The following is a 20,917-nucleotide window of genomic DNA, read 5'->3' as shown; positions in this document are numbered from 1 at the left end:
GCTGGTGGCTGTGCCCACCCGTCCCGCCCTGCGGGACGATTGCCCACAACGGCAGCGGTAGCGGAAGCGACGGCGCCCCGCGCCGGCGGTGGCCAGGCCGCGGCCCCCGTCCCGGCTCGGGACAGGGACCGCAGGGTGCTGCCAGGTGTTCAGCCGTTCTGGCTCGAAGGGCGGCGCAGCAAGGACTCCCGGCGGGCCGCCAGGCGGGCTCTCAGCGTCGTCCAGCGAGCCGAGGCGGCCCAGGCCACGCGGATGGCTGAGCGGGGCGCGAGGAGGGCGCGGAGGCGGCCGGCGCGACTCGCGGAGGTGTGAAGGGCGTCCGCGATGCGCCGCGCGTCGTCCGCGAGGCCCGCCACCGGTCGCGGATGCGGGGCGTAGAGCACCTGCTCCACGGCCGCGGCCAGCCGGTGCACCGCGTCCGACGCCGTCGGATCGAGACCCCCGAGACGGACGATGCGCGCGGCGGCCTTGCGCGGCGTCTGCGACTCGTCCGGCGCGATCCCGTAGTCCCACGCCGTATCGGTCACCTCCTGCCAGGCCCCCAGGGTGTACGCCCCCGCGTCCGCATCGGTGCGGCCGTGCCCGCCGAGCCGAACGGCCCGTATCCGCATCCGCCACAGCATCGGCAGCAGCGGCACTCCCAGGATCAGGAGACCTGCCAAGGTCAGCCCAAGGATCTTGAACCACGGCCAGCTGTCGTCGTGGGAGCCCACCGCCGCCGGCGCGGACTCGCTCGGGCACGCCTCCAGCTTCCGCTGCTGCGCCGAGCAGCTCTCGCTGGCCGACGGCGCGGCGGAGGGCGCCGTGGAGGACGACAGCGTCGGCTTCGGCACGTTCGGCACATCGGTGCCGGGCGTGTCCGTCTGGGTGTACTGCGGCACCGTGCCCCGGTTCGGGGTGGGCTCGAAGCGGGTCCAGCCCACTCCCTCGAAATACAGCTCGGGCCAGGCGTGCGCGTCCCGCAGCCCCACCGACATCGAACCGTCGGCCTGCGGGGAGCCCGGCGTGAAGCCCACCGCCACGCGGGCCGGTATCCCCAGCGTCCGGGCCATCGCGGCCATCGCGAAGGAGAAGTGGACGCAGAAGCCCTCCTTCTCCTTCAGGAAGCGCGCGATCGCGGCGGAGCCGCTGCCGACCTGCACCTGGGTGTCGTACCGGAAGCTGCCGCTGACGGCGAAGTAGTCCTGGAGCTTGACCGCCTGCTCGTAGTGGTTGGCCGAGCCCTCGGTGACGTTGCGCGCGGTCGCCGCGACCACCGGAGGCAACGACCCCGGCACCTTGGTGAACTCGCGCTTCATCGCCGCCGACGGCTCCGGCGCGCTCGCGAGCTGCGCTGCGGTCGGCTGCACGATCAGGCTCGTGACCTCGTACTGCGCGCCGCGGGTGTTCTGGCCGTGGTCTCCGACGAGCGTGCGCCCAACGGGCTCGTACCGCCAGCTGCCCTTGATCTTCACCTTGCTGGCCGGGTACGGCATCGGGAGCCAGTCCTGCGCGTACCAGTCGGCCGCCGAGATACGGGTCTGGATCGAGGCCCGCTGGACGTCGCTGCCGAGACCGATCGGCGTCGGGAACGTGTCCGGCACGTCCTGGATGTGCCGCTGGGCGGGCTTCCAGGCCGTACCGTCGAAGTCGTCGAGGGAGACGATCCGCAGATACAGGTCCTGGGTGTCGTCGGTGTTGGTGCGGTAGGACATGACCTGGCGGTCCTCGTCCACGTTCAAGCTGTCGCGGAGCGAGACCAGCGGGTTCACCGCGGAGATCGTGCCGCCGCCCCCGGAGCCCGTGCCCACGCCCGTCCCCGCGCGGCCCAGCAGGCCGCCGTCGAGGGAGGGCAGGCCGAGTGGCACCACCAGAGCGATGCCCAGGGCGACCGCGCCGATGCGCCGCCCGGTGCGAACCGGTGCGACGGCGCCGGCCGCGGAGTCGGGGCCCGGTGTGCGGGGCGCCCCGCCGAAGACGCGGCCCCACTGGGAGAGCCGGTCGCGGCCCTCGGCCAGCAGCAGCATCAGATAGCCGGCGGCCGCGAGCAGGAACCACAGCCAGGCGGCGCCGCCTCCGGAGAGCCCCGCGGCGACCGAGTACAGCGCGAGCAGCGGCAGTCCGGCGGGGGCCGCGCTGCGGTACGTCACCGCGAGCGCGTCGACCGCGAGCCCGATCACCAGGACGCCGCCGATCAGCATCAGCCGGATGCCGTCGGACAGCGGCGCCGGAATCGAGTACCGCCCGACGTCGTCGGTGCCCGCCTGCAGCAGGACTCCGAATTGGTGGAAGGCGTCGGGGCCCGGGACGATCCCGATGACGGCCTGCTGCCGGGCGAAGGACAGCGTGAGCAGCATCAGCGTCACCAGCGCCTGCACCGCGACGGTCAGCGGCCGGGCCAGCGGAACCCGCCGGGTCAGCGCGCCCACTCCGGTCTGCACCGCCAGCAGGAACGCCGCCTGGAAGATCCAGGTCGCCGGGTCGACCAGCGGCAGCATGGCGCAGGCAGCCATCAGCGTGGCCGCCGCCGCGCACAGTGCCAGTCGCGCGCGCCCGCTCATGAGCCATCACCCCCCGCCGTACTCCCCGTCGACGCCAAGTGCGTGCGCTGTCGGTCCGCCTCCCGCCACAGGTCGGCGAGCCCCGCCCCCCGCGGCACCATCACGGCGGTCCAGCCCGCCTCGCGCAGCATGCGCAATCGGTCCTCGCTCTGGTCCAACGGGCCGGGGATGTCCGTCGGTTCCCGCACCCAGGTCTCGCTGTCCAGCAGGAAGGCGACGGCCCCGCCGCTGCGCTGGCGCATCTTGCCGAGCACCGTCGCCTGCTCCTCGTCCAGATCGCCGAGGAAGGCGATCAGCAGCCCCTCGTTCCCACCGCGCAGCACGTCGTACGCCCGCGACAGGCCCGTACCGTCGGAGTGGTCGATGACGGCGAGCGTGTCCATCATCATCCCGGCCGCGTCCGCCGACTCCTGGCTGGCGCCCGCGAACCCGTCGGCGCCCTCGCCGGGCACCGAGCTGCCGGTGTCGGTCAACAGCCGTACCGAGAAGCCCCGTTCGAGCATGTGCACCAGCGTCGACGCTGCGCCCGAGACGGCCCACTCGAAGGCCGAGTCCGGGCCCGCGCCCTGGAAGGCGATGCCCCGGGTGTCGAGCAGCACCGTGCAACGGGAGCGCTGGGGCTGCTCCTCGCGGCGGACCATCAACTCGCCGTAGCGCGCGGTCAGGCGCCAGTGCACCCGGCGAAGGTCGTCGCCGTAGCGGTACCCGCGGGGGATGATGTCGTCCTCGCCGGCCAGCGCCAGTGAGCGCTGCCGTCCGTCGCCGTACCCCTTCGCCTCGCCGGTCAGCCGTACCGGCGGCAGCGCCTCCACGCGCGGGATGACCGTCAGGGTGTCGTACGTCGAGAAGGAACGGGTCAGCTCGCACATCCCGAAGGGGTCGGTGAGCCGCAGCTGCAGCGGTCCCAGCGGATAGCGGCCGCGCAGGTCCGAGCGCACGCGGTAGGACACCTCGCGGCGGCCGCCCGCCTCGACCCGGTCCAGGACGAATCGGGGCCGCGGCCCGAGCACGTACGGCACCCTGTCCTGGAGCATCAGCAGTCCGGTGGGCAGCCGCGAGACGTTGTCCATCCGCAGATGGACGCGGGCCTCGGAACCGGCGGGCACGCGCGCGGGCGAGAGCCTGCGGCTGCCCGCGACCCGGTAGCGGGTGCGGTACAGCACGCTCGCGCAGACCAGCGGCAGGACCGCGAGGAGCAGGCCGACCCGGAGCAGATCGCTCTGCCCCAGGACGTACGCGCAGATCGCGGCGGCGACTCCGGCGGCCAGGAAGGAGCGCCCGCGCGTGGTGAGTCCGGCGAGCGCGGTGCGCAGCCCGCCCTTGTCCTCCTCGGCGGTGTGCCCCGTGCCCCCTTGCGTCATCACAGCCTCCGGGGCGGCTGCTGGCCGTAGGCGGTCGCGCCGCGGCCCGTCGTGAAGCCTGCCTGCTGCTGCGGAGCCGCGGGCACCGGGGTGCGCTGCAGGATCTCCTGGACGACCTGCTCGGCCGTACGACGGTTCAACTGCGCCTGGGCCGTGGGCAGCAGACGGTGGGCCAGGACCGCCACGGCGAGCGCCTGGACGTCGTCCGGCAGCGCGAACTCCCGGCCGCTCAGGGCGGCGGACGCCTTCGCCGCGCGCAGCAGGTGCAGCGTGGCGCGCGGCGAGGCGCCGAGTCTGAGGTCGGGGTGCGTGCGCGTGGCCGCGACCAGGTCCACCGCGTAGCGCCGTACCGGGTCGGCGACATGGACCGTGCGGACCGCGTCGATCAGCTTCACGATCTCGTGCGCGTGCGCCACCGGCTGGAGGTCGTCCAGCGGGTTCACCCCGCCGTGGATGTCCAGCATCTGCAACTCGGCGTCCGCGCTGGGGTAGCCGATGGACACGCGGGCCATGAAGCGGTCGCGCTGGGCCTCCGGCAGCGGGTAGGTGCCCTCCATTTCGACCGGGTTCTGCGTGGCCACCACCATGAAGGGGCTGGGCAGTTCGTAGGTCTGCCCGTCGATGGTGACCTGGCGCTCCTCCATCGACTCCAGGAGCGCGGACTGCGTCTTGGGCGAAGCGCGGTTGATCTCGTCGCCGATCACGATCTGGGCGAAGATCGCGCCCGGCTTGAACTCGAAGTCCCGGCGCTGCTGGTCCCAGATGGACACACCCGTGATGTCCGAGGGCAGCAGGTCGGGCGTGAACTGGATACGCCGCACCGAACAGTCGATGGACCGCGCCAGTGCCTTGGCCAGCATGGTCTTGCCGACGCCCGGGACATCCTCGATCAGGAGATGCCCCTCGGCGAGCAGCACGGTCAGCGAAAGCCGTACGACCTCAGGCTTGCCTTCGATCACTCCTTCCACCGAACTGCGGACACGCTCCACAGTGGCGGTCAGATCTGTAAGGCTCGCTCGATCGTCATAGGTCGTCACCCGGCCCTCCTCGGCCCGTTCTCGGGCCGACGCCCTGTGCGGACCGGCCCACCCCGAAACACGGACACCACGCGCGAATAGTTCCGCGTGACGCCACACCCGCATTCTTGTTGCCGTTACCGGTTCGTGTCACTCGCCTGTGGATAACTGGCCGCGATATGTCAGGTCTTACGGCCCTTTGGGCGCCGAAAGGCAGGGGTTTTTCGTGAAGAGAGAGTCCCACGAGGCACCGACGGCGGGCTATCGGGGGTCAGGCGGAGCCGGTCAGGTGGGGTCGATCTCGCGCAGCAGACCGGTCTTGACGTCGAAGACGAAGCCGCGTACGTCGTCGGTGTGCAGGAGGAACGGCGAGGTGCGCACGCGCTGCATCGACTGTCGTACGTCCTGTTCGACGTCCCGGAAGGCCTCGACCGCCCAGGCGGGGCGCTGGCCGACCTCCATCTCCAGCTCATGCCGGAAGTCTTCGGTGAGGGACTCCAGGCCGCAGCCGGTGTGGTGGATGAGGACCACGCTGCGGGTGCCGAGCGCCCGCTGGCTGATCGTGAGCGAGCGGATCACGTCGTCGGTGACGACGCCGCCCGCGTTGCGGATGGTGTGGCAGTCGCCCAGCTCCAGGCCGAGCGCGGCGTGCAGGTCGAGCCGGGCGTCCATGCAGGCCACCACCGCGACGTGGAGGACGGGACGGGCGTCCATCCCGGGGTCGGTGAAGGCGGCGGCGTACTGCTCGTTCGCGTCGACGAGGTGGTCCGTGACGGTGCCGCCATCGGCTATGGCGCCTTCGGGTTCAATGGGAACGGATGCAGAAGTCGTCATAGCTATGACGGTACTGGTCACGTGAGGTCCGGTCCTGCTGTGAGATCGGAAAAACAGCGTCAACGTGTCCTCTTGTGAGGTAACCCACACGGGGGGCCGAAGCGCACCCTTCCGGGCGATTCCTTCCGATTTCCCGCTACGCACGCGTCCGGCCTCGCGACGCGCATGCCGGTTGATTGACCGCGAGACACCGTGGACTAAAGTGACGCGAAGCGGGAGGCGAGGCTCTCCCTGCTGGTGTTATCCCCCGGAGACCCGGCGATTTTCCGGCGTCTCCCCACGTGCGCGGCGCGTACGTACGGCTCGGCCTCCTCCCGCTCCCGGTCGGCTGACGCCACTCACCCGGCGCCAGCAGGCCTCCCCTTCTCGAGCGGGCGGGGACCCGGCGGTGCGTACGGGCGCGCCGGACCTGAGAGGGCCCCTTGAGTCAGAGTCGACACGTCCCGGTGATGCTCCAGCGGTGCCTGGACATGTTGGCCCCGGCCCTCACCGGGCCGGGAGCCGTTGTCGTCGACTGCACCCTGGGACTCGGCGGTCACAGTGAGGCGCTGCTCACCCGGTTCCCCGAGGCCCGGCTCCTGGCCCTCGACCGCGACAAGGAGGCGCTGCGCCTCTCCGGGGAGCGGCTCGCCCCCTTCGGCGACCGCGCCACCCTCGTGCACGCGGTCTATGACGAACTCCCCGACGTGCTCGACCGCCTGGGCATCCCGCGCGTCCAGGGCGTGCTGTTCGACCTCGGCGTCTCCTCCATGCAACTCGATGAGGCGGACCGCGGGTTCGCGTACGCGCAGGACGCCCCGCTCGACATGCGCATGGACCAGACGACCGGCATCAGCGCGGCCGAGGTGCTCAACACCTATCCGGCCGGCGAGCTCGTGCGGATCCTGCGCGCGTACGGCGAGGAGAAGCAGGCCAAGCGGATCGTGTCCGCGATCGTGCGTGAACGCGAGAAGGAGCCGTTCAGCAACAGCGCGCGCCTCGTCGAGCTGATCCGTGACTCATTGCCCCAGGCGGCCAAGCGCACCGGCGGCAACCCCGCCAAGCGCACCTTCCAGGCGCTGCGCATCGAGGTGAACGGCGAACTCAGCGTCCTGGAGAGGGCGATTCCGGCGGCCGTGAAGGCGCTCGCCGTCGGTGGCCGCATCGCCGTGCTGTCGTACCACTCGCTGGAGGACCGGCTGGTCAAGCAGGTGTTCGCGGCCGGCGCCGCCACCACCGCGCCGCCCGGTCTGCCGGTCGTCCCCGAGCGCTACCAGCCCCGGCTCAAGCTGCTCACCCGCGGTGCCGAACTTCCCACGGAGGAAGAGGTCGCCGAGAACCGGCGAGCGGCTCCCGCTCGGCTACGGGGGGCACAGCGCATCCGGGAGGACGCCGAGTGAGGCGCGGGGAGAGGGAGGGCGCGTGAGCAGGAAACCGGAGCTCAGGGGGCGGGCCGCCCGGCTCGCGCGGCTGCTGCCGGTCGGTACCGGACAGGCCGCCCGTACCCCCTTCGTCCTGTTGGTCGTGCTGCTGCTCGGCGGCGGTCTCATCGGACTCCTGGTGCTGAACTCCGCGCTCAGCGAGGGGGCGTTCCGCCTCGACGACCTGCAGAAGGACACCAAGAGCCTCACCGACGAGGAGCAGGCCCTGCAGCGGGACGTGGACGCCTACTCCGCCCCCGACGCCCTCCAGCGCCGCGCCCGCGAACTGGGCATGGTCCCTGGCGGCGACCCGGCCTTCCTCAACCCCGACGGCACCGTCAAGGGCGTCCCGGGAGCCGCCCAGCGGTCCTCCGTACCCATCCCGATGGTCCTCGCGCCCGAGGCACTCGCCCCCGGTCCCGCCCCGACGCCTGCCACGCGGCCGTCCGCGGCCGCCCCCGCCCTCCAGGCCCCCGCCCCGTCCGCACAGCCCTCCACGACCCCCGGCAGGTGACGGAAGTGTCCGACAGGGAACCGCCGCGCCGCCGCGTGCCCGGCCCCGCCCGGCCCGTACGCCCCGGAGGTCAGCGGCGCCCGGGCCCCGGTGCCCGCTCCGCACGCCGCCCGAGCGCACCCCGGCCGAGCGGCCCCCGCGTCATCCGGCTCGGCAGCCCCCGCCCCCGCCTGCGCATGGTCAGCCTCGCGCTCACCCTGGTGATGGTCGCCTTCGTCGTACGGCTGCTCCAGGTGCAGGCCGTGGACGCGAGCACGTATGCCGCGAAGGCCGAACAGAACCGGTACGTCGGGCGCACGCTGGCCGCCGAGCGCGGCGGGATCACCGACCGCAACGGAGTCGAGCTGGCGACGAGCGAGGACGCGTACGACATCACGGCCGACCCGACGATGTTCACGCGGAAGGCGACGAGGGTGAGCGACGCGCCCGAGCAGGCCGCGGCGCTGCTCGCCCCGATCCTCGGCCAGAGCATGGACGCCGTCGCCAAGAAGCTGAAGGCGAAGAACACCCGCTACACCCTGCTCGCGCACCGCCAGACCCCCCAGGTCTGGAAGCAGATCAAGGACCTCAAGACCACGCTCGGGGCCAAGGCCGAGACGGACAGGAGCACGGTCAACGTCCTCGCGGGAGTCCTCGCGGTCCCGGCCAGCAAGCGCGTGTACCCGAACGGTGATCTCGCCGCCGGGATACTGGGCTGGGTCAACGCCGACGGCAAGGGTGGCGGAGGCATCGAGCAGCAGCTGAACAAGGATCTCGCCGGCAAGGACGGCAAGATCCGCTACGCCCAGTCCGGTGGCCGTCAGGTGCCCACCGCGGGCTCCACCGAGACGCCCGCCGTGGCAGGCTCCGACGTCGAGCTGACCATCGACCGGGACATCCAGTGGGCCGCGCAGAACGCGATCACCGAGCAGGTGAGGAAGTCCAAGGCGGACCGCGGGTACGTGATAGTGCAGGACACCCGGACCGGCGAGATCCTCGCCATGGCCAACTCGCCCGGCTTCGATCCGAACGATCTCTCCCAGGCCAACTCGGCGGCCATGGGCAACGCGGCCCTCCAGGACGCCTACGAGCCCGGCTCCACCGCCAAGCTCATGTCGATGGCCGCCGTCCTCCAGGAGAACGTGGCCACGCCCGACACACATGTAGTGGTGCCCAACCGGCTGCACCGGGGCGACCGGCTCTTCCAGGACGACATCGACCACCCGACCTGGTACCTGACGCTGAATGGCGTGCTCGCCAAGTCCAGCAACATCGGCACCATCCTGGCGACCGGCGAGCTCGGCAACACGCAGAAGGAGGCCAACCGGGTCCTCTACTCGTATCTGCGCAAGTTCGGCCTCGGCAGTCACACCGGGCTCGGCTTCCCCGGTGAGACCGCGGGCATCCTGGCGCCCCCCGACACATGGTCGACGTCGCAGCAGTACACGATTCCTTTCGGCCAGGGCGTGTCGATCAACGCGATGCAGGCGGCCTCCGTCTACTCGACGATCGCCAACGACGGCGTACGCATCGAGCCGACGCTGGTGCGGGGCACGAAGGGGCCCGACGGCCGCTTCACCCCCGCCGCCCAGCCCAAGAAGACAAGGGTCGTGAGCGATAAGACGGCGAAGACCCTCGCCCAGATGCTGGAGTCCGTCGTGGACGACGAGCAGGGCACCGGCATCAAGGCGCGTATCCCCGGCTACCGAGTCGCGGGCAAGACGGGTACGGCCAACCGCGTGGATCCGGCCACCGGCAAGTACCACGGCTACACCTCGTCATTCGCCGGATTCGCACCCGCGGACAAGCCGCGCGTCACCGTCTACTGCGCCATCCAGAACGCCACCAGCGGCAGCTACTTCGGCGGCCAGATCTGCGGACCCATCTACAAGCAGGTCATGGAGTTCGCCCTGAAGACCCTCCAGGTCCCGCCCTCCGGGGCGAAGGCCGCGAACCTGCCTGTCAGCTTCAAGCCGTGATCCACTGCGACCGCACGCCCTGATCAGCCGCACGCACAACGGACCAGGAACAGCTCGTGACAACGATCACCCCGGCCTCCGGGAACCAGCCCCCGTCGAACCCCTCGCTTCGCTCCGGCGGGGGTGCGCCCGGTACGCTCACCGCCGTGCCACAAGCTGATCAGTCCCAAACCACTCAGAAGGGCGTTCCTGTGACATATCCGGGGCCGCCGCGACCGGTTCACGTCTCCGCCGCACCCCTCGCGGAACTGGCCGATCAGCTGGGTGCCACCGCCCCGGCGTCGACCGCGGAGGTCACGGGCATCACCCATGACTCGCGGGCCGTGCGTCCCGGCGACCTGTACGCCGCGCTGCCCGGCGCCCGCCTTCACGGCGCCGACTTCGTGACCCAGGCGGCCGGTCTCGGTGCCGTCGCCGTGCTGACCGATCCGACGGGCGCCGAGCGTGCCGCCGCCACGGGCCTCCCGGTCCTGGTCGTCGACGATCCGCGCGGGCGGATGGGCGAGCTCGCGGCCACGATCTACGGCCACCCCGGGCGCGACCTGCTCCAGATCGGCATCACCGGCACCTCCGGCAAGACCACGACGGCGTACCTCGTCGAGGGCGGCCTGAAGAGGGTCCGTTCCACCGGGCTGATCGGCACGGTCGAGATGCGCATCGGCGACGAGCGGATCAAGTCGGAGCGCACCACCCCCGAAGCCACCGACCTCCAGGCCCTGTTCGCGGTCATGCGCGAGCGCGGGGTCGAGGCGGTCGCGATGGAGGTCTCCAGCCACGCGCTGGTCCTCGGCCGTGTCGACGGCTGCGTCTTCGACATCGCCGTCTTCAACAATCTCAGCCCGGAGCACATGGAGTTCCACTCCGACATGGAGGACTACTTCCGGGCCAAGGCGCAGCTGTTCACACCGAAGCGCAGCAAACTCGGCGTCGTCAACCTCGACGACGAGTACGGCCGCAGGCTCGCCAAGGAAGCCACCGTCCCGGTGGTCACCTTCTCCGCCGAGGGGCACCCCGACGCCGACTGGCGCGCCCAGGACGTCGAAGTCGGTCCCATGGACTCGACGTTCACCGCGGTCGGCCCCAAGGACGAGCGGATCTCCGCCAGGTCACCGCTCGCGGGCCCCTTCAACGTGGCCAACACGCTCGCCGCGATCGTCGCCCTCGCTGTCGCCGGACTCGACCCGCAGACCGCCGCCGACGGCGTCGCGGCCGTGCCCGGCGTCCCGGGGCGCCTGGAGCGCGTGGACGTGGGCCAGTCCTACCTGGCCGTCGTCGACTACGCCCACAAGACGGACGCCGTCGAATCGGTCCTGCGCGCCCTGCGCAAGGTGACGAGCGGCCGTCTGCACGTGGTGCTCGGCTGCGGTGGCGACCGGGACAAGACCAAGCGGATGCCGATGGGCGCGGCCGTGGCCCGGCTCGCCGACACCGCCGTACTGACCTCGGACAACCCCCGCTCCGAGGACCCCCTCGCGATCCTGGCGACGATGCTCGCGGGCGCCGCCGAGGTGCCGGCGCACGAGCGCGGTGAGGTCCAGGTCTTCGAGGACCGGGCCGCAGCCATCGCCGCCGCCGTCGCCCGCGCGGAGCCGGGCGACACCGTGCTGGTCGCGGGCAAGGGCCACGAGCAGGGCCAGGACATCGCCGGGGTGGTGCGTCCCTTCGACGACCGCCAAGTGCTTCGCGAAGCTATCCAGAAGACCCAGGGATGAACTTGTGATCGCCCTCTCTCTCGCCGAGATCGCAGCAGTCGTCGGCGGGCAGACGTACGACATACCGGATCCGGCGGTACAGGTCACCGGACCGGTCGTCAGAGACTCCCGTGAGGTGGAGTCCGGCAGCCTCTTCGTCGCCTTCGTCGGCGAGCGCGTGGACGGCCACGAATTCGCCGAGGCGGTGATCGGGGCCGGCGCGGTCGCCGTGCTGGCGTCCCGCCCCGTCGGCGTGCCCGCGATCGTCGTCGCGGACGTACAGGCGGCGCTCGGCGCTCTCGCGCGCCATGTCGTCGAACGGCTCGGCGCGACCCTCGTGGCCCTGACCGGTTCCGCGGGCAAGACCAGCACCAAGGACCTGATCGCCCAGGTGCTGCGGAGCAAGGCGCCGACCGTCTTCACGCCCGGCTCGCTCAACAACGAGATCGGGCTGCCGCTCACCGCGCTCAGCGCCACCGAGGAGACCAGGTTCCTGGTGCTGGAGATGGGGGCGCGCGGCATCGGCCACATCCGCTACCTCGCGGACCTCACCCCGCCGAAGATCGGCCTCGTCCTCAATGTCGGGACCGCCCACATCGGCGAGTTCGGCAGCCGCGAGCAGATCGCGCAAGCAAAGGGCGAGTTGGTCGAGGGGCTCCCGGAGGACGGCACCGCGGTCCTCAACGCCGACGATCCCCTCGTACGCGCCATGGCGTCCCGTACGAAGGCCCGCGTGATCCTCTTCGGAGAGTCCGACGAAGCGGACGTACGCGCCGAGAACGTCCGTCTCACGGAGACTGGACAGCCTTCCTTCAGCCTTCGCACACCCTCCGGGTGCAGTGACGTGACCATGCGCCTGTACGGTGAGCACCACGTGTCGAACGCGCTCGCCGCGGCCGCCGTCGCCCATGAGCTGGGCATGTCCGCAGACGAGATCGCCCTCGCGCTCTCGGAGGCGGGCTCCCTCTCCCGCTGGCGGATGGAGGTCACCGAGCGCCCGGACGGCGTGACGGTCGTCAACGACGCCTACAACGCGAACCCCGAGTCCATGCGAGCCGCCCTGCGCGCGCTCGCGGCGATGGGCAAGGGGCGGCGGACCTGGGCGGTGCTCGGTCAGATGGCCGAGCTCGGGGACGAGGCGCTCGCCGAGCACGACGCGGTCGGACGGCTTGCCGTCCGGCTCAACGTCAGCAAGCTCGTCGCGGTCGGGGGCAGGGAAGCGTCCTGGCTGCAACTGGGCGCATATAACGAGGGTTCGTGGGGTGAGGAGTCGGTGCACGTGTCCGACGCACAGGCGGCTGTCGACCTGTTGCGCAGTGAACTGCGCCCAGGGGACGTCGTACTCGTGAAGGCGTCCAGGTCGGTCGGGCTCGAACGGGTGGCGCAGGCGCTGCTCGACAGCGGTGCCGAGGGTGAGGTTGCCGCCCGATGATGAAGCAGATCCTGTTCGCAGGAGTCATTGGCCTCTTCCTGACCTTGGTCGGCACCCCGCTGCTGATCAAGCTGCTTGCCCGCAAGGGCTACGGCCAGTACATCCGTGACGACGGGCCGAAAGAGCACCACAGCAAGCGCGGTACGCCGACCATGGGTGGTATCGCCTTCATCCTCGCGACGCTCATCGCGTACTTCATGAGCAAGGTGATCACCGGCAAGCCGCCGACCTTCTCCGGACTGCTGGTGCTCGGCCTGATGGCGGGCATGGGCCTGGTGGGCTTCCTGGACGACTACATCAAGATCGTCAAGCGTCGGTCGCTCGGTCTGCGGGCCAAGGCGAAGATGGCCGGCCAGCTGACCGTCGGTATCGCCTTCGCGGTGCTCTCGCTGCAGTTCGCGGACAACCGCGGCAACACTCCGGCCTCCACGAAGCTCTCCTTCGTCCAGGACTTCGGCTGGTCCATCGGACCGGTGCTCTTCGTGGTCTGGGCCCTGTTCATGATCCTCGCCATGTCGAACGGCGTGAACCTGACCGACGGTCTGGACGGCCTCGCCACCGGCGCCTCCGTGATGGTCTTCGGCGCGTACACCTTCATCGGCGTCTGGCAGTTCCAGGAGTCCTGCGCCAACGCGGCGACCCTGACCAACCCGGCCGCCTGCTACGAAGTACGAGATCCACTCGACCTCGCGGTCGTCGCCTCCGCGCTGATGGGCGCCTGCTTCGGCTTCCTGTGGTGGAACACCTCGCCCGCCAAGATCTTCATGGGCGACACCGGTTCGCTGGCTCTCGGTGGCGCGCTCGCGGGTCTGGCGATCTGCTCCCGCACGGAGTTCCTGATCGCGCTGCTCGGCGGTCTCTTCGTCCTGATCACCATGTCGGTCGTCATCCAGGTCGGCTCCTTCCGTCTGACCGGCAAGCGCGTCTTCCGCATGGCACCGCTCCAGCACCACTTCGAACTCAAGGGGTGGTCCGAAGTCCTTGTGGTGGTCCGCTTCTGGATCATTCAGGGCATGTGCGTCATTGTGGGTCTGGGCCTCTTCTACGCAGGATGGGCAGCCAAGAAGTGACCGACTGGCAGGGCAAGATCGTCACCGTCGCCGGGCTCGGCGTCTCCGGCATCCCGGCGGCCAAGGTGCTGCACGGCCTCGGCGCGGTCGTCACGGTCGTCAACGACGGCGATGACGAGCGCGCCCGGGTCCAGGCCGCGGAGCTGGAGGCGCTCGGCATCACCGTGCGCCTCGGTGACGGCGCGACCCTGCCCGAGGGCACCGAGCTCATCGTGACCGCGCCCGGCTGGAAGCCGGACAAGCCGCTGTTCGCCGCGGCCGCCGAGGCGGGCGTTCCGGTCTGGGGCGACGTCGAACTCGCCTGGCGGCTGCGCGGCCCCGACGCCGCGCCCTGGCTCGCGGTCACCGGCACCAACGGCAAGACCACGACCGTCCAGATGCTCGCCTCGATCCTGAAGGCGGCCGGACTGCGCACGGCGGCGGTCGGCAATATTGGCGTCTCGCTCCTTGACGCGGTCCTCGGCGAGGAGAAGTACGACGTGCTCGCCGTCGAACTCTCCAGCTATCAGCTGCACTGGGCGCCCTCGCTGCGCGCCCACTCCGCCGCCGTACTGAATCTGGCGCCCGATCACCTCGACTGGCACGGCTCGATGGAGGCGTACGCCGCCGACAAGGGCCGTATCTACGAAGGCAATCGGGTCGCCTGCGTCTACAACGTGGCCGACAAGGCCACCGAGGACCTGGTGCGCGAGGCGGACGTCGAGGAGGGCTGCCGGGCGATCGGCTTCACACTCGGCACGCCCGGGCCGTCCCAACTCGGCGTCGTGGAAGGCATCCTGGTCGACCGCGCCTTCGTCGAGAACCGGCAGAAGAACGCCCAGGAGCTGGCGGAGGTGTCGGACGTCAATCCGCCCGCCCCGCACAACATCGCCAACGCCCTTGCGGCGGCGGCCCTGGCGCGCGCCTTCGGAGTGCCCGCCCAGGCGGTACGCGACGGGCTGCGGGCCTTTGAGCCCGACGCCCACCGCATCGCGCACGTCGCCGACGTGGACGGGGTCGCGTACGTCGACGACTCCAAGGCCACCAACACACATGCCGCGGAAGCCTCTTTGGCGGCGTACGAGTCGATCGTGTGGATCGCGGGCGGGCTTGCCAAGGGCGCGACCTTCGACGAGCTGGTCGCCAAGTCGGCACGGCGGCTTCGGGGCGTTGTCCTGATCGGTGCCGACCGTGCCCTCATCCGGGAAGCGCTCGCGCGACACGCGCCGGAAGTACCCGTCGTCGACCTTGAGCGGACCGACACTGGGGCGATGCTCGCGGCGGTTCAGGAGGCCGCACGGCTCTCCGGGCCAGGGGACACCGTTCTGCTGGCGCCGGCCTGTGCGTCCATGGACATGTTCGCCAACTACAACAAACGCGGGGACGCGTTCGCGGAGGCGGTGCGCGAACTCGGCGCCGCTAGTGCCTGACGGCGGGTCGGAGCTGGTCCGGGGCGCCCGGGACCCTTGGGAGGGACGCGTGACGCCATCGTGGTCGGCGCTTCATAGGCGGCTTTCGGCCGGTGGTACGGCGCTGTGCCGGCCCGTCCTTCCCCCCGTGCCTGAACGGCCACGCGGGACCCCCAGCGGGACGCCCTCCCACAGCGGGAGCGGCGCCGCCTTCCGCGGCGAGTGGAGCCGGTGATGGCCGGCAGCCGTACCGGCCGCCCCCCGGTCCAGCGGGCCACCGGACGGTCCCCGGTAGCCCGGGCGTCGCGCGAGAATCGCGTACGACGCCTCTACATCCGCGCCCGCAAGGCCTGGGACCGGCCGCTGACCGCGTACTACCTGATCCTCGGCGGCAGTCTGCTGATCACGGTGCTCGGGCTGGTGATGGTGTACTCGGCGTCGCAGATCACGGCGCTGCAGCTGTCGCTGCCGGGGTCGTACTTCTTCCGCAAGCAGTTCCTGGCGGCCGTGATCGGCGGGGTGCTGCTGCTCGTCGCCTCGCGGATGCCGGTGAAGCTGCACCGGGCGCTGGCGTATCCGATGCTGGCCGGGTCGGTCTTCCTGATGATCCTGGTGCAGATGCCCGGGATAGGAGTCGCGATCAACGGCAACCAGAACTGGATCTCCCTCGGCGGCTCCTTCCAGATCCAGCCCAGCGAGTTCGGCAAGCTCGCCCTCGTGCTGTGGGGCGCCGACCTGATCGCCCGCAAGGAGGACAAGCGGCTGCTCACGCAGTGGAAGCACATGCTGGTGCCGCTCGTCCCGGTGGCGTTCATGCTGCTCGGGCTGATCATGCTCGGCGGCGACATGGGGACGGCGATCATTCTCACCGCGATCCTGTTCGGACTGCTCTGGCTGGCGGGCGCGCCGACCCGGCTGTTCGTCGGCGTGCTGTCCATCGCCGGCACGCTCGGTGTGATCCTCATCAAGACCAGCCCGAACCGTATGGCCCGGTTCTCCTGCATCGGCGCCACCGAACCCGGCACCGGCGTCACCTCGTGCTGGCAGGCCGTGCACGGGATCTACGCGCTCGCCTCCGGCGGGCTCTTCGGTTCCGGACTCGGTGCGAGCGTGGAAAAATGGGGCCAACTGCCCGAAGCCCACACCGACTTCATCTTCGCCGTCACCGGTGAGGAACTGGGCCTCGCGGGGACGCTGTCGGTGCTCGCCCTCTTCGCGGCTCTAGGCTATGCGGGTATCCGCGTGGCCGGACGCACGGAGGACCCCTTCGTGAGGTATGCCGCGGGAGGCGTGACCACCTGGATCACGGCCCAGGCCGTGATCAACATCGGTGCGGTGCTCGGTCTGCTGCCGATCGCCGGAGTCCCGCTCCCGCTGTTCTCCTACGGGGGCTCCGCCCTGCTGCCGACCATGTTCGCCATCGGGCTGCTGATCGCCTTCGCACGCGACGAGCCCGCTGCGCGGGCGGCGCTTGCGATGCGGCAATCTCGCTTTGGTAGAAAGCGGGCTGCGGTGAGAGGCTCCGTGGGGGCCGCGGGGCCTCGGAGATGGAACACGATGCGACGGCGCGCCGCGGCGCGTTCGTCCGGAGAGCGGTGAATTTCGGTGCATGTCGTACTCGCCGGCGGGGGGACCGCCGGCCACATCGAGCCCGCGCTCGCCCTCGCGGACGCCCTGCGCAGGCAGGACCCGACCGTGGGAATCACGGCCCTGGGCACGGAACGCGGACTTGAGACCCGACTCGTACCCGAGCGCGGCTACGAACTCGCGCTGATCCCCGCCGTCCCGCTGCCGCGCAAGCCCACGCCCGAGCTGATCACCGTCCCCGGACGGCTGCGCGGCACGATCAAGGCGGCCGAGCAGATCCTGGAGCGCACCAAGGCGGACGCGGTCGTCGGCTTCGGCGGCTATGTCGCCTTGCCCGCCTACCTCGCGGCCAAGCGCCTGGGCGTGCCGATCGTCATCCACGAGGCCAACGCCCGGCCGGGTCTCGCCAACAAGATCGGCTCCCGGTACGCCGCCCGGGTCGCCGTCTCCACGCCGGACAGCAAGCTGCGCGACGCCCGCTACATCGGCATCCCGCTGCGCCGCTCCATCGCCACCCTCGACCGGGCCGCCGTACGCCCCGAGGCGCGCGCCGCGTTCGGCCTCGACCCCGCGCTGCCGACCCTGCTGGTGTCCGGCGGCTCGCAGGGCGCCCGCCGCCTGAACGAGGTGGTTCAGCAGGCGGCCCCGTACCTCCAGCAGGCGGGGATCCAGATCCTGCACGCGGTCGGCCCGAAGAACGAACTGCCGCAGGTGCACCAGATGCCGGGGATGCCCCCGTACATCCCGGTACCGTACGTGGATCGGATGGACCTCGCGTACGCCGCGGCCGACATGATGCTCTGCCGCGCGGGCGCGATGACCGTCGCCGAACTCTCCGCCGTCGGGCTGCCCGCCGCCTATGTCCCGCTGCCCATCGGCAACGGCGAACAGCGGCTGAACGCCCAGCCGGTGGTCAAGGCCGGCGGTGGACTGCTCGTCGACGACGCGGAGCTGACGCCCCAGTGGGTGCAGCAGAACGTGCTGCCCGTGCTCGCCGACCCGCACCGGCTGTACGAGATGTCCCGTGCCGCCAGCGAGTTCGGCCGCCGGGACGCCGACGACCTGCTCGTCGGCATGGTGTACGAGGCGATCGCCTCTCGCCGTCACTAGCACCGCATGAGGGAAGGCAGGGAGCGTGGCCGGACCGAACACCGCCGAGCGCGGCGAACGGCAGCAGCTGGAGTCCGGCCCGCCCCGGCCACCCCGTCTCGGGCGGCTGCGTCGCCTTCGTACGCTCATCATCCTTTTGATCGCCGTGGTGTTGGCCGGAGCCGCTTCGGTCTGGGTCCTGTACGGCTCGCAGTGGCTGCGCGTGGAGCGCGTATCGGCTTCCGGGATGCGGGTACTGACCGCCGAGCAGGTGCGAGAAGCGGCCGATGTTCCGGTCGGATCCCCTCTGATTTCCGTCGACACCGATGCCATTGAGGAACGACTGCGCCGGAAATTGCCCCGAATTGACTCGGTTGATGTCGTCCGTTCCTGGCCGCATGGAATCGGTCTGAAAGTGACCGAACGTACTCCGGTCCTGATTGTCGAAAAGGGCGCAAAGTTCATCGAAGTGGACGCCAAGGGCGTGCGATACGCCACGGTTTCCGACGCTCCGAAGGGCGTGCCCACACTGGAATTGACGGTGTCCCGGTCGGCGGAGCTGCGCCGCTTCGGCACCGACCGGCTGGTGCGCGAGGCCGTGCGGGTCGCCGGTGACATTCCGGCCGCCGTCGCCCGTGACACTCGTACCCTCAAGGTCCGTTCCTACGACTCCATCTCGCTGGAGTTGAAGGACGGCCGCACTGTCGAGTGGGGCAGTGGCGAGAAGGGCCGGGCGAAGGCCAGGACACTTACCGCTCTCATGAAAGCCGCTCCCGGAGCCCGGCACTTCGACGTAAGCGCTCCCACCGCCCCTGCGTCATCGGGGAGTTGACGTACATCCGCGCAGGCCAGCACCCTGGTTGGGCAGTGCTACGCCTGATCACATAGGGTGAAAAGAAAAACGGGAGGTTCGGCGTGTTCGTTGAACGTGCGCCACTTGTCGACTTAGTGTCCTGTTCGGAAGAGTCCAAGGAACAGACACACTGGTAACCCTAAACTTCAGCGTTAGGGTTCGGGTCGGCGTTCGGACCGTCCCATTCGGCATCAGTCGTCGGATCGCGAGCGTGCGAGGCGACGACACGTAACTCGAGGCGAGAGGCCTTCGACGTGGCAGCACCGCAGAACTACCTCGCAGTCATCAAAGTCATCGGTGTCGGCGGCGGTGGTGTCAATGCCATCAACCGGATGATCGAGGTCGGTCTCAAGGGCGTCGAGTTCATCGCCATCAACACCGACGCGCAGGCGCTGTTGATGAGCGACGCCGACGTCAAGCTCGACGTCGGCCGCGAACTGACCCGCGGACTCGGCGCCGGAGCCAACCCGGCCGTCGGCCGCAAGGCCGCCGAGGACCACCGCGAGGAGATCGAGGAGGTCCTCAAGGGGGCCGACATGGTCTTCGTGACGGCCGGTGAAGGCGGCGGCACCGGCACCGGCGGCGCGCCCGTCGTGGCCAACATCGCCCGCTCGCTCGGCGCCCTCACCATCGGCGTGGTCACCCGCCCGTTCACCTTCGAGGGACGGCGCCGGGCCAACCAGGCCGAGGACGGCATCGCCGAACTCCGCGAAGAGGTCGACACCCTCATCGTCATCCCGAACGACCGGCTGCTGTCGATCTCGGACCGCCAGGTCTCGGTCCTCGACGCCTTCAAGTCGGCGGACCAGGTCCTGCTCTCCGGTGTTCAGGGCATCACCGACCTCATCACCACGCCGGGTCTGATCAACCTCGATTTCGCCGACGTCAAGTCCGTGATGTCCGAGGCGGGTTCGGCGCTCATGGGCATCGGCTCGGCCCGCGGCGACGACCGCGCGGTGGCCGCGGCCGAGATGGCGATCTCCTCGCCGCTCCTCGAAGCCTCCATCGACGGCGCCCGCGGCGTCCTGCTCTCCATCTCCGGCGGCTCCGACCTCGGCCTGTTCGAGATCAACGAAGCCGCCCAGCTGGTCAGCGAGGCCGCGCACCCCGAGGCCAACATCATCTTCGGCGCGGTCATCGACGACGCCCTCGGCGACGAGGTGCGGGTCACCGTCATCGCCGCAGGCTTCGACGGCGGCCAGCCTCCGGCCAAGCGGGACAACGTGCTCGGCGCCTCGTCCGCGAAGCGCGACGAGCCCGCGCCGGTACGGCCCTCCGAGAGCCGCCCGTCCTTCGGCTCGCTCGGCAGCGTCACGCCGAAGGAGGCCCAGGAGCCCGCTCCGGAGCCGGTCGGCGAGATCCAGGTCTCCCCGCCGGTCCCGCCGTCCCGCGCCTACTCGGACAGCGCGGCCGAAGAGCTGGACGTGCCGGACTTCCTGAAGTGATAGGACAGCGCTCCGAAACGAGCACAGTGAGCGGCGCGCACTTCGCCTTCACCGACCGGTGGGGCGGGGTGAGCGCCGTTCCGTACGAGGAGCTCAATCTCGGCGGAGCGGTCGGCGACGACCCCGACGCCGTACGGACCAATCGAGAACTGGCTGCCAAGGCACTCGGTCTCGACCCGGCCCAGGTGGTCTGGATGAACCAGGTGCACGGGCCGGACGTGGCGGTGGTGGACGGGCCGTGGGGCTCTGCGGAGATTCCGTCCGTCGACGCGATCGTCACCGTGCGACGGGGGCTCGCCCTCGCCGTTCTCACCGCCGATTGCACACCGGTCCTGCTGGCCGATCCGGTCGCCGGAGTCGTGGCCGCCGCCCACGCGGGACGGCCCGGCATGGTCGCCGGAGTCGTCCCGGCCGCCGTACGGGCCATGGTCGAACTCGGCGCCGAGCCGGACAGGATCGTCGCCCGCACCGGCCCCGCCGTCTGCGGGCGGTGCTACGAAGTACCGGAGCAGATGCGAGCCGACGTCGCCGCCGTCGAGCCGGCGGCGTACGCCGAGACCAGTTGGGGCACGGCCGCGGTCGATGTGACCGCCGGAGTGCACGCGCAGTTGGAACGGCTCGGGGTGCGCGACCGGGAGCAGTCGCCGGTGTGCACGCTCGAATCGGGGGACCACTTCTCGTACCGGCGCGACCGCACCACCGGGCGGCTCGCCGGCTATGTCTGGCTGGACTGATGGGG

The 20,917-nt window shown here is 70.6% G+C and carries 16 protein-coding genes; 12 read left to right on the top strand and 4 right to left on the bottom strand.

The features are described 5' to 3' along the window. Positions 1–149: 149 nt before the first annotated feature. The 4 genes from ACZ4RZ_RS10060 to ACZ4RZ_RS10045 form a co-directional block, all read right to left on the bottom strand. Positions 150–2,540, bottom strand: a complete 2,391-nt coding sequence (locus ACZ4RZ_RS10060) for a transglutaminase TgpA family protein (protein ID WP_467743497.1) — start codon at positions 2,538–2,540, stop codon at positions 150–152. After that, positions 2,537–3,901, bottom strand: coding sequence for a DUF58 domain-containing protein (locus tag ACZ4RZ_RS10055; protein WP_467743496.1), 1,365 nt, complete (start codon positions 3,899–3,901; stop codon positions 2,537–2,539). Before ACZ4RZ_RS10055 ends, ACZ4RZ_RS10060 begins: the two co-directional genes overlap by 4 nt. Next, positions 3,901–4,938: an AAA family ATPase gene (locus tag ACZ4RZ_RS10050; RefSeq protein WP_467743495.1), complete on the bottom strand. Its 1,038-nt coding sequence runs from the start codon at positions 4,936–4,938 to the stop codon at positions 3,901–3,903. The genes ACZ4RZ_RS10055 and ACZ4RZ_RS10050 overlap by 1 nt, the downstream gene beginning before the upstream one ends. Positions 4,939–5,202: 264 nt before the next feature. Next, positions 5,203–5,751, bottom strand: coding sequence for a beta-class carbonic anhydrase (locus ACZ4RZ_RS10045; RefSeq protein ID WP_467743494.1), 549 nt, complete (start codon positions 5,749–5,751; stop codon positions 5,203–5,205). 422 nt (positions 5,752–6,173) lie between these two features. On the opposite strand from ACZ4RZ_RS10045, the gene rsmH reads away from it, so the two are divergent. The 12 genes from rsmH to pgeF all read left to right on the top strand — a co-directional run bounded on the left by rsmH (position 6,174) and on the right by pgeF (position 20,912). Beyond that, positions 6,174–7,130 carry a 16S rRNA (cytosine(1402)-N(4))-methyltransferase RsmH gene (gene rsmH / locus ACZ4RZ_RS10040; protein ID WP_467743493.1) on the top strand — a complete coding sequence of 319 codons (957 nt, stop codon included), beginning with the start codon at positions 6,174–6,176 and terminating at the stop codon, positions 7,128–7,130. 22 nt (positions 7,131–7,152) lie between these two features. Further along, on the top strand, positions 7,153–7,665 hold the full coding sequence (ftsL, locus tag ACZ4RZ_RS10035; protein ID WP_467743492.1) for a cell division protein FtsL: 513 nt from the start codon (positions 7,153–7,155) through the stop codon (positions 7,663–7,665). 5 nt (positions 7,666–7,670) lie between these two features. After that, complete coding sequence (locus ACZ4RZ_RS10030) at positions 7,671–9,623, top strand: peptidoglycan D,D-transpeptidase FtsI family protein (RefSeq protein ID WP_467743491.1); 1,953 nt, start codon at positions 7,671–7,673, stop codon at positions 9,621–9,623. 191 nt (positions 9,624–9,814) lie between these two features. Continuing rightward, positions 9,815–11,335, top strand: coding sequence for a UDP-N-acetylmuramoyl-L-alanyl-D-glutamate--2,6-diaminopimelate ligase (locus ACZ4RZ_RS10025; RefSeq protein WP_467743490.1), 1,521 nt, complete (start codon positions 9,815–9,817; stop codon positions 11,333–11,335). Positions 11,336–11,339: 4 nt separating this feature from the next. Next, entirely contained in the window at positions 11,340–12,746 is a 1,407-nt protein-coding gene (locus ACZ4RZ_RS10020) for a UDP-N-acetylmuramoyl-tripeptide--D-alanyl-D-alanine ligase (protein ID WP_467743489.1), read from the top strand. Next, positions 12,743–13,816 carry a phospho-N-acetylmuramoyl-pentapeptide-transferase gene (gene mraY / locus ACZ4RZ_RS10015; RefSeq protein WP_467743488.1) on the top strand — a complete coding sequence of 358 codons (1,074 nt, stop codon included), beginning with the start codon at positions 12,743–12,745 and terminating at the stop codon, positions 13,814–13,816. Before ACZ4RZ_RS10020 ends, mraY begins: the two co-directional genes overlap by 4 nt. After that, on the top strand, positions 13,798–15,225 hold the full coding sequence (gene murD, locus ACZ4RZ_RS10010) for a UDP-N-acetylmuramoyl-L-alanine--D-glutamate ligase (protein WP_467743487.1): 1,428 nt from the start codon (positions 13,798–13,800) through the stop codon (positions 15,223–15,225). The genes mraY and murD overlap by 19 nt, the downstream gene beginning before the upstream one ends. A 213-nt stretch (positions 15,226–15,438) precedes the next feature. Continuing rightward, entirely contained in the window at positions 15,439–16,803 is a 1,365-nt protein-coding gene (ftsW, locus tag ACZ4RZ_RS10005) for a putative lipid II flippase FtsW (RefSeq protein ID WP_467743486.1), read from the top strand. A gap of 6 nt (positions 16,804–16,809) precedes the next feature. Then, complete coding sequence (murG, locus tag ACZ4RZ_RS10000) at positions 16,810–17,901, top strand: undecaprenyldiphospho-muramoylpentapeptide beta-N-acetylglucosaminyltransferase (RefSeq protein ID WP_467743485.1); 1,092 nt, start codon at positions 16,810–16,812, stop codon at positions 17,899–17,901. Between the two features lie 25 nt (positions 17,902–17,926). Further along, positions 17,927–18,712 (top strand): cell division protein FtsQ/DivIB, encoded by a 786-nt coding sequence (locus tag ACZ4RZ_RS09995; RefSeq protein ID WP_467743484.1) that lies wholly within the window; start codon positions 17,927–17,929, stop codon positions 18,710–18,712. A gap of 275 nt (positions 18,713–18,987) precedes the next feature. After that, positions 18,988–20,178, top strand: coding sequence for a cell division protein FtsZ (gene ftsZ, locus ACZ4RZ_RS09990; RefSeq protein WP_467743483.1), 1,191 nt, complete (start codon positions 18,988–18,990; stop codon positions 20,176–20,178). After that, positions 20,175–20,912: a peptidoglycan editing factor PgeF gene (pgeF, locus tag ACZ4RZ_RS09985; RefSeq protein WP_467743482.1), complete on the top strand. Its 738-nt coding sequence runs from the start codon at positions 20,175–20,177 to the stop codon at positions 20,910–20,912. The genes ftsZ and pgeF overlap by 4 nt, the downstream gene beginning before the upstream one ends. Positions 20,913–20,917 lie beyond the last annotated feature (5 nt).

The sequence above is a fragment of the Streptomyces sp. NPDC027189 genome, from assembly GCF_055566975.1.
This window is presented reverse-complemented; position numbering and strand designations above follow the sequence as displayed.

Bases quoted from the DNA above. Each gene is read 5' to 3' on its own strand.
- ACZ4RZ_RS10060 (WP_467743497.1), bottom strand. From the start codon at position 2,540: ATGAGCGGGCGCGCGCGACTGGCACTGTGCGCGGCGGCGGCCACGCTG.
- ACZ4RZ_RS10055 (WP_467743496.1), bottom strand. From the start codon at position 3,901: ATGACGCAAGGGGGCACGGGGCACACCGCCGAGGAGGACAAGGGCGGG.
- ACZ4RZ_RS10045 (WP_467743494.1), bottom strand. From the start codon at position 5,751: ATGACGACTTCTGCATCCGTTCCCATTGAACCCGAAGGCGCCATAGCC.
- mraY (WP_467743488.1), top strand. From the start codon at position 12,743: ATGATGAAGCAGATCCTGTTCGCAGGAGTCATTGGCCTCTTCCTGACC.
- murD (WP_467743487.1), top strand. From the start codon at position 13,798: ATGGGCAGCCAAGAAGTGACCGACTGGCAGGGCAAGATCGTCACCGTC.
- ftsW (WP_467743486.1), top strand. From the start codon at position 15,439: ATGGCCGGCAGCCGTACCGGCCGCCCCCCGGTCCAGCGGGCCACCGGA.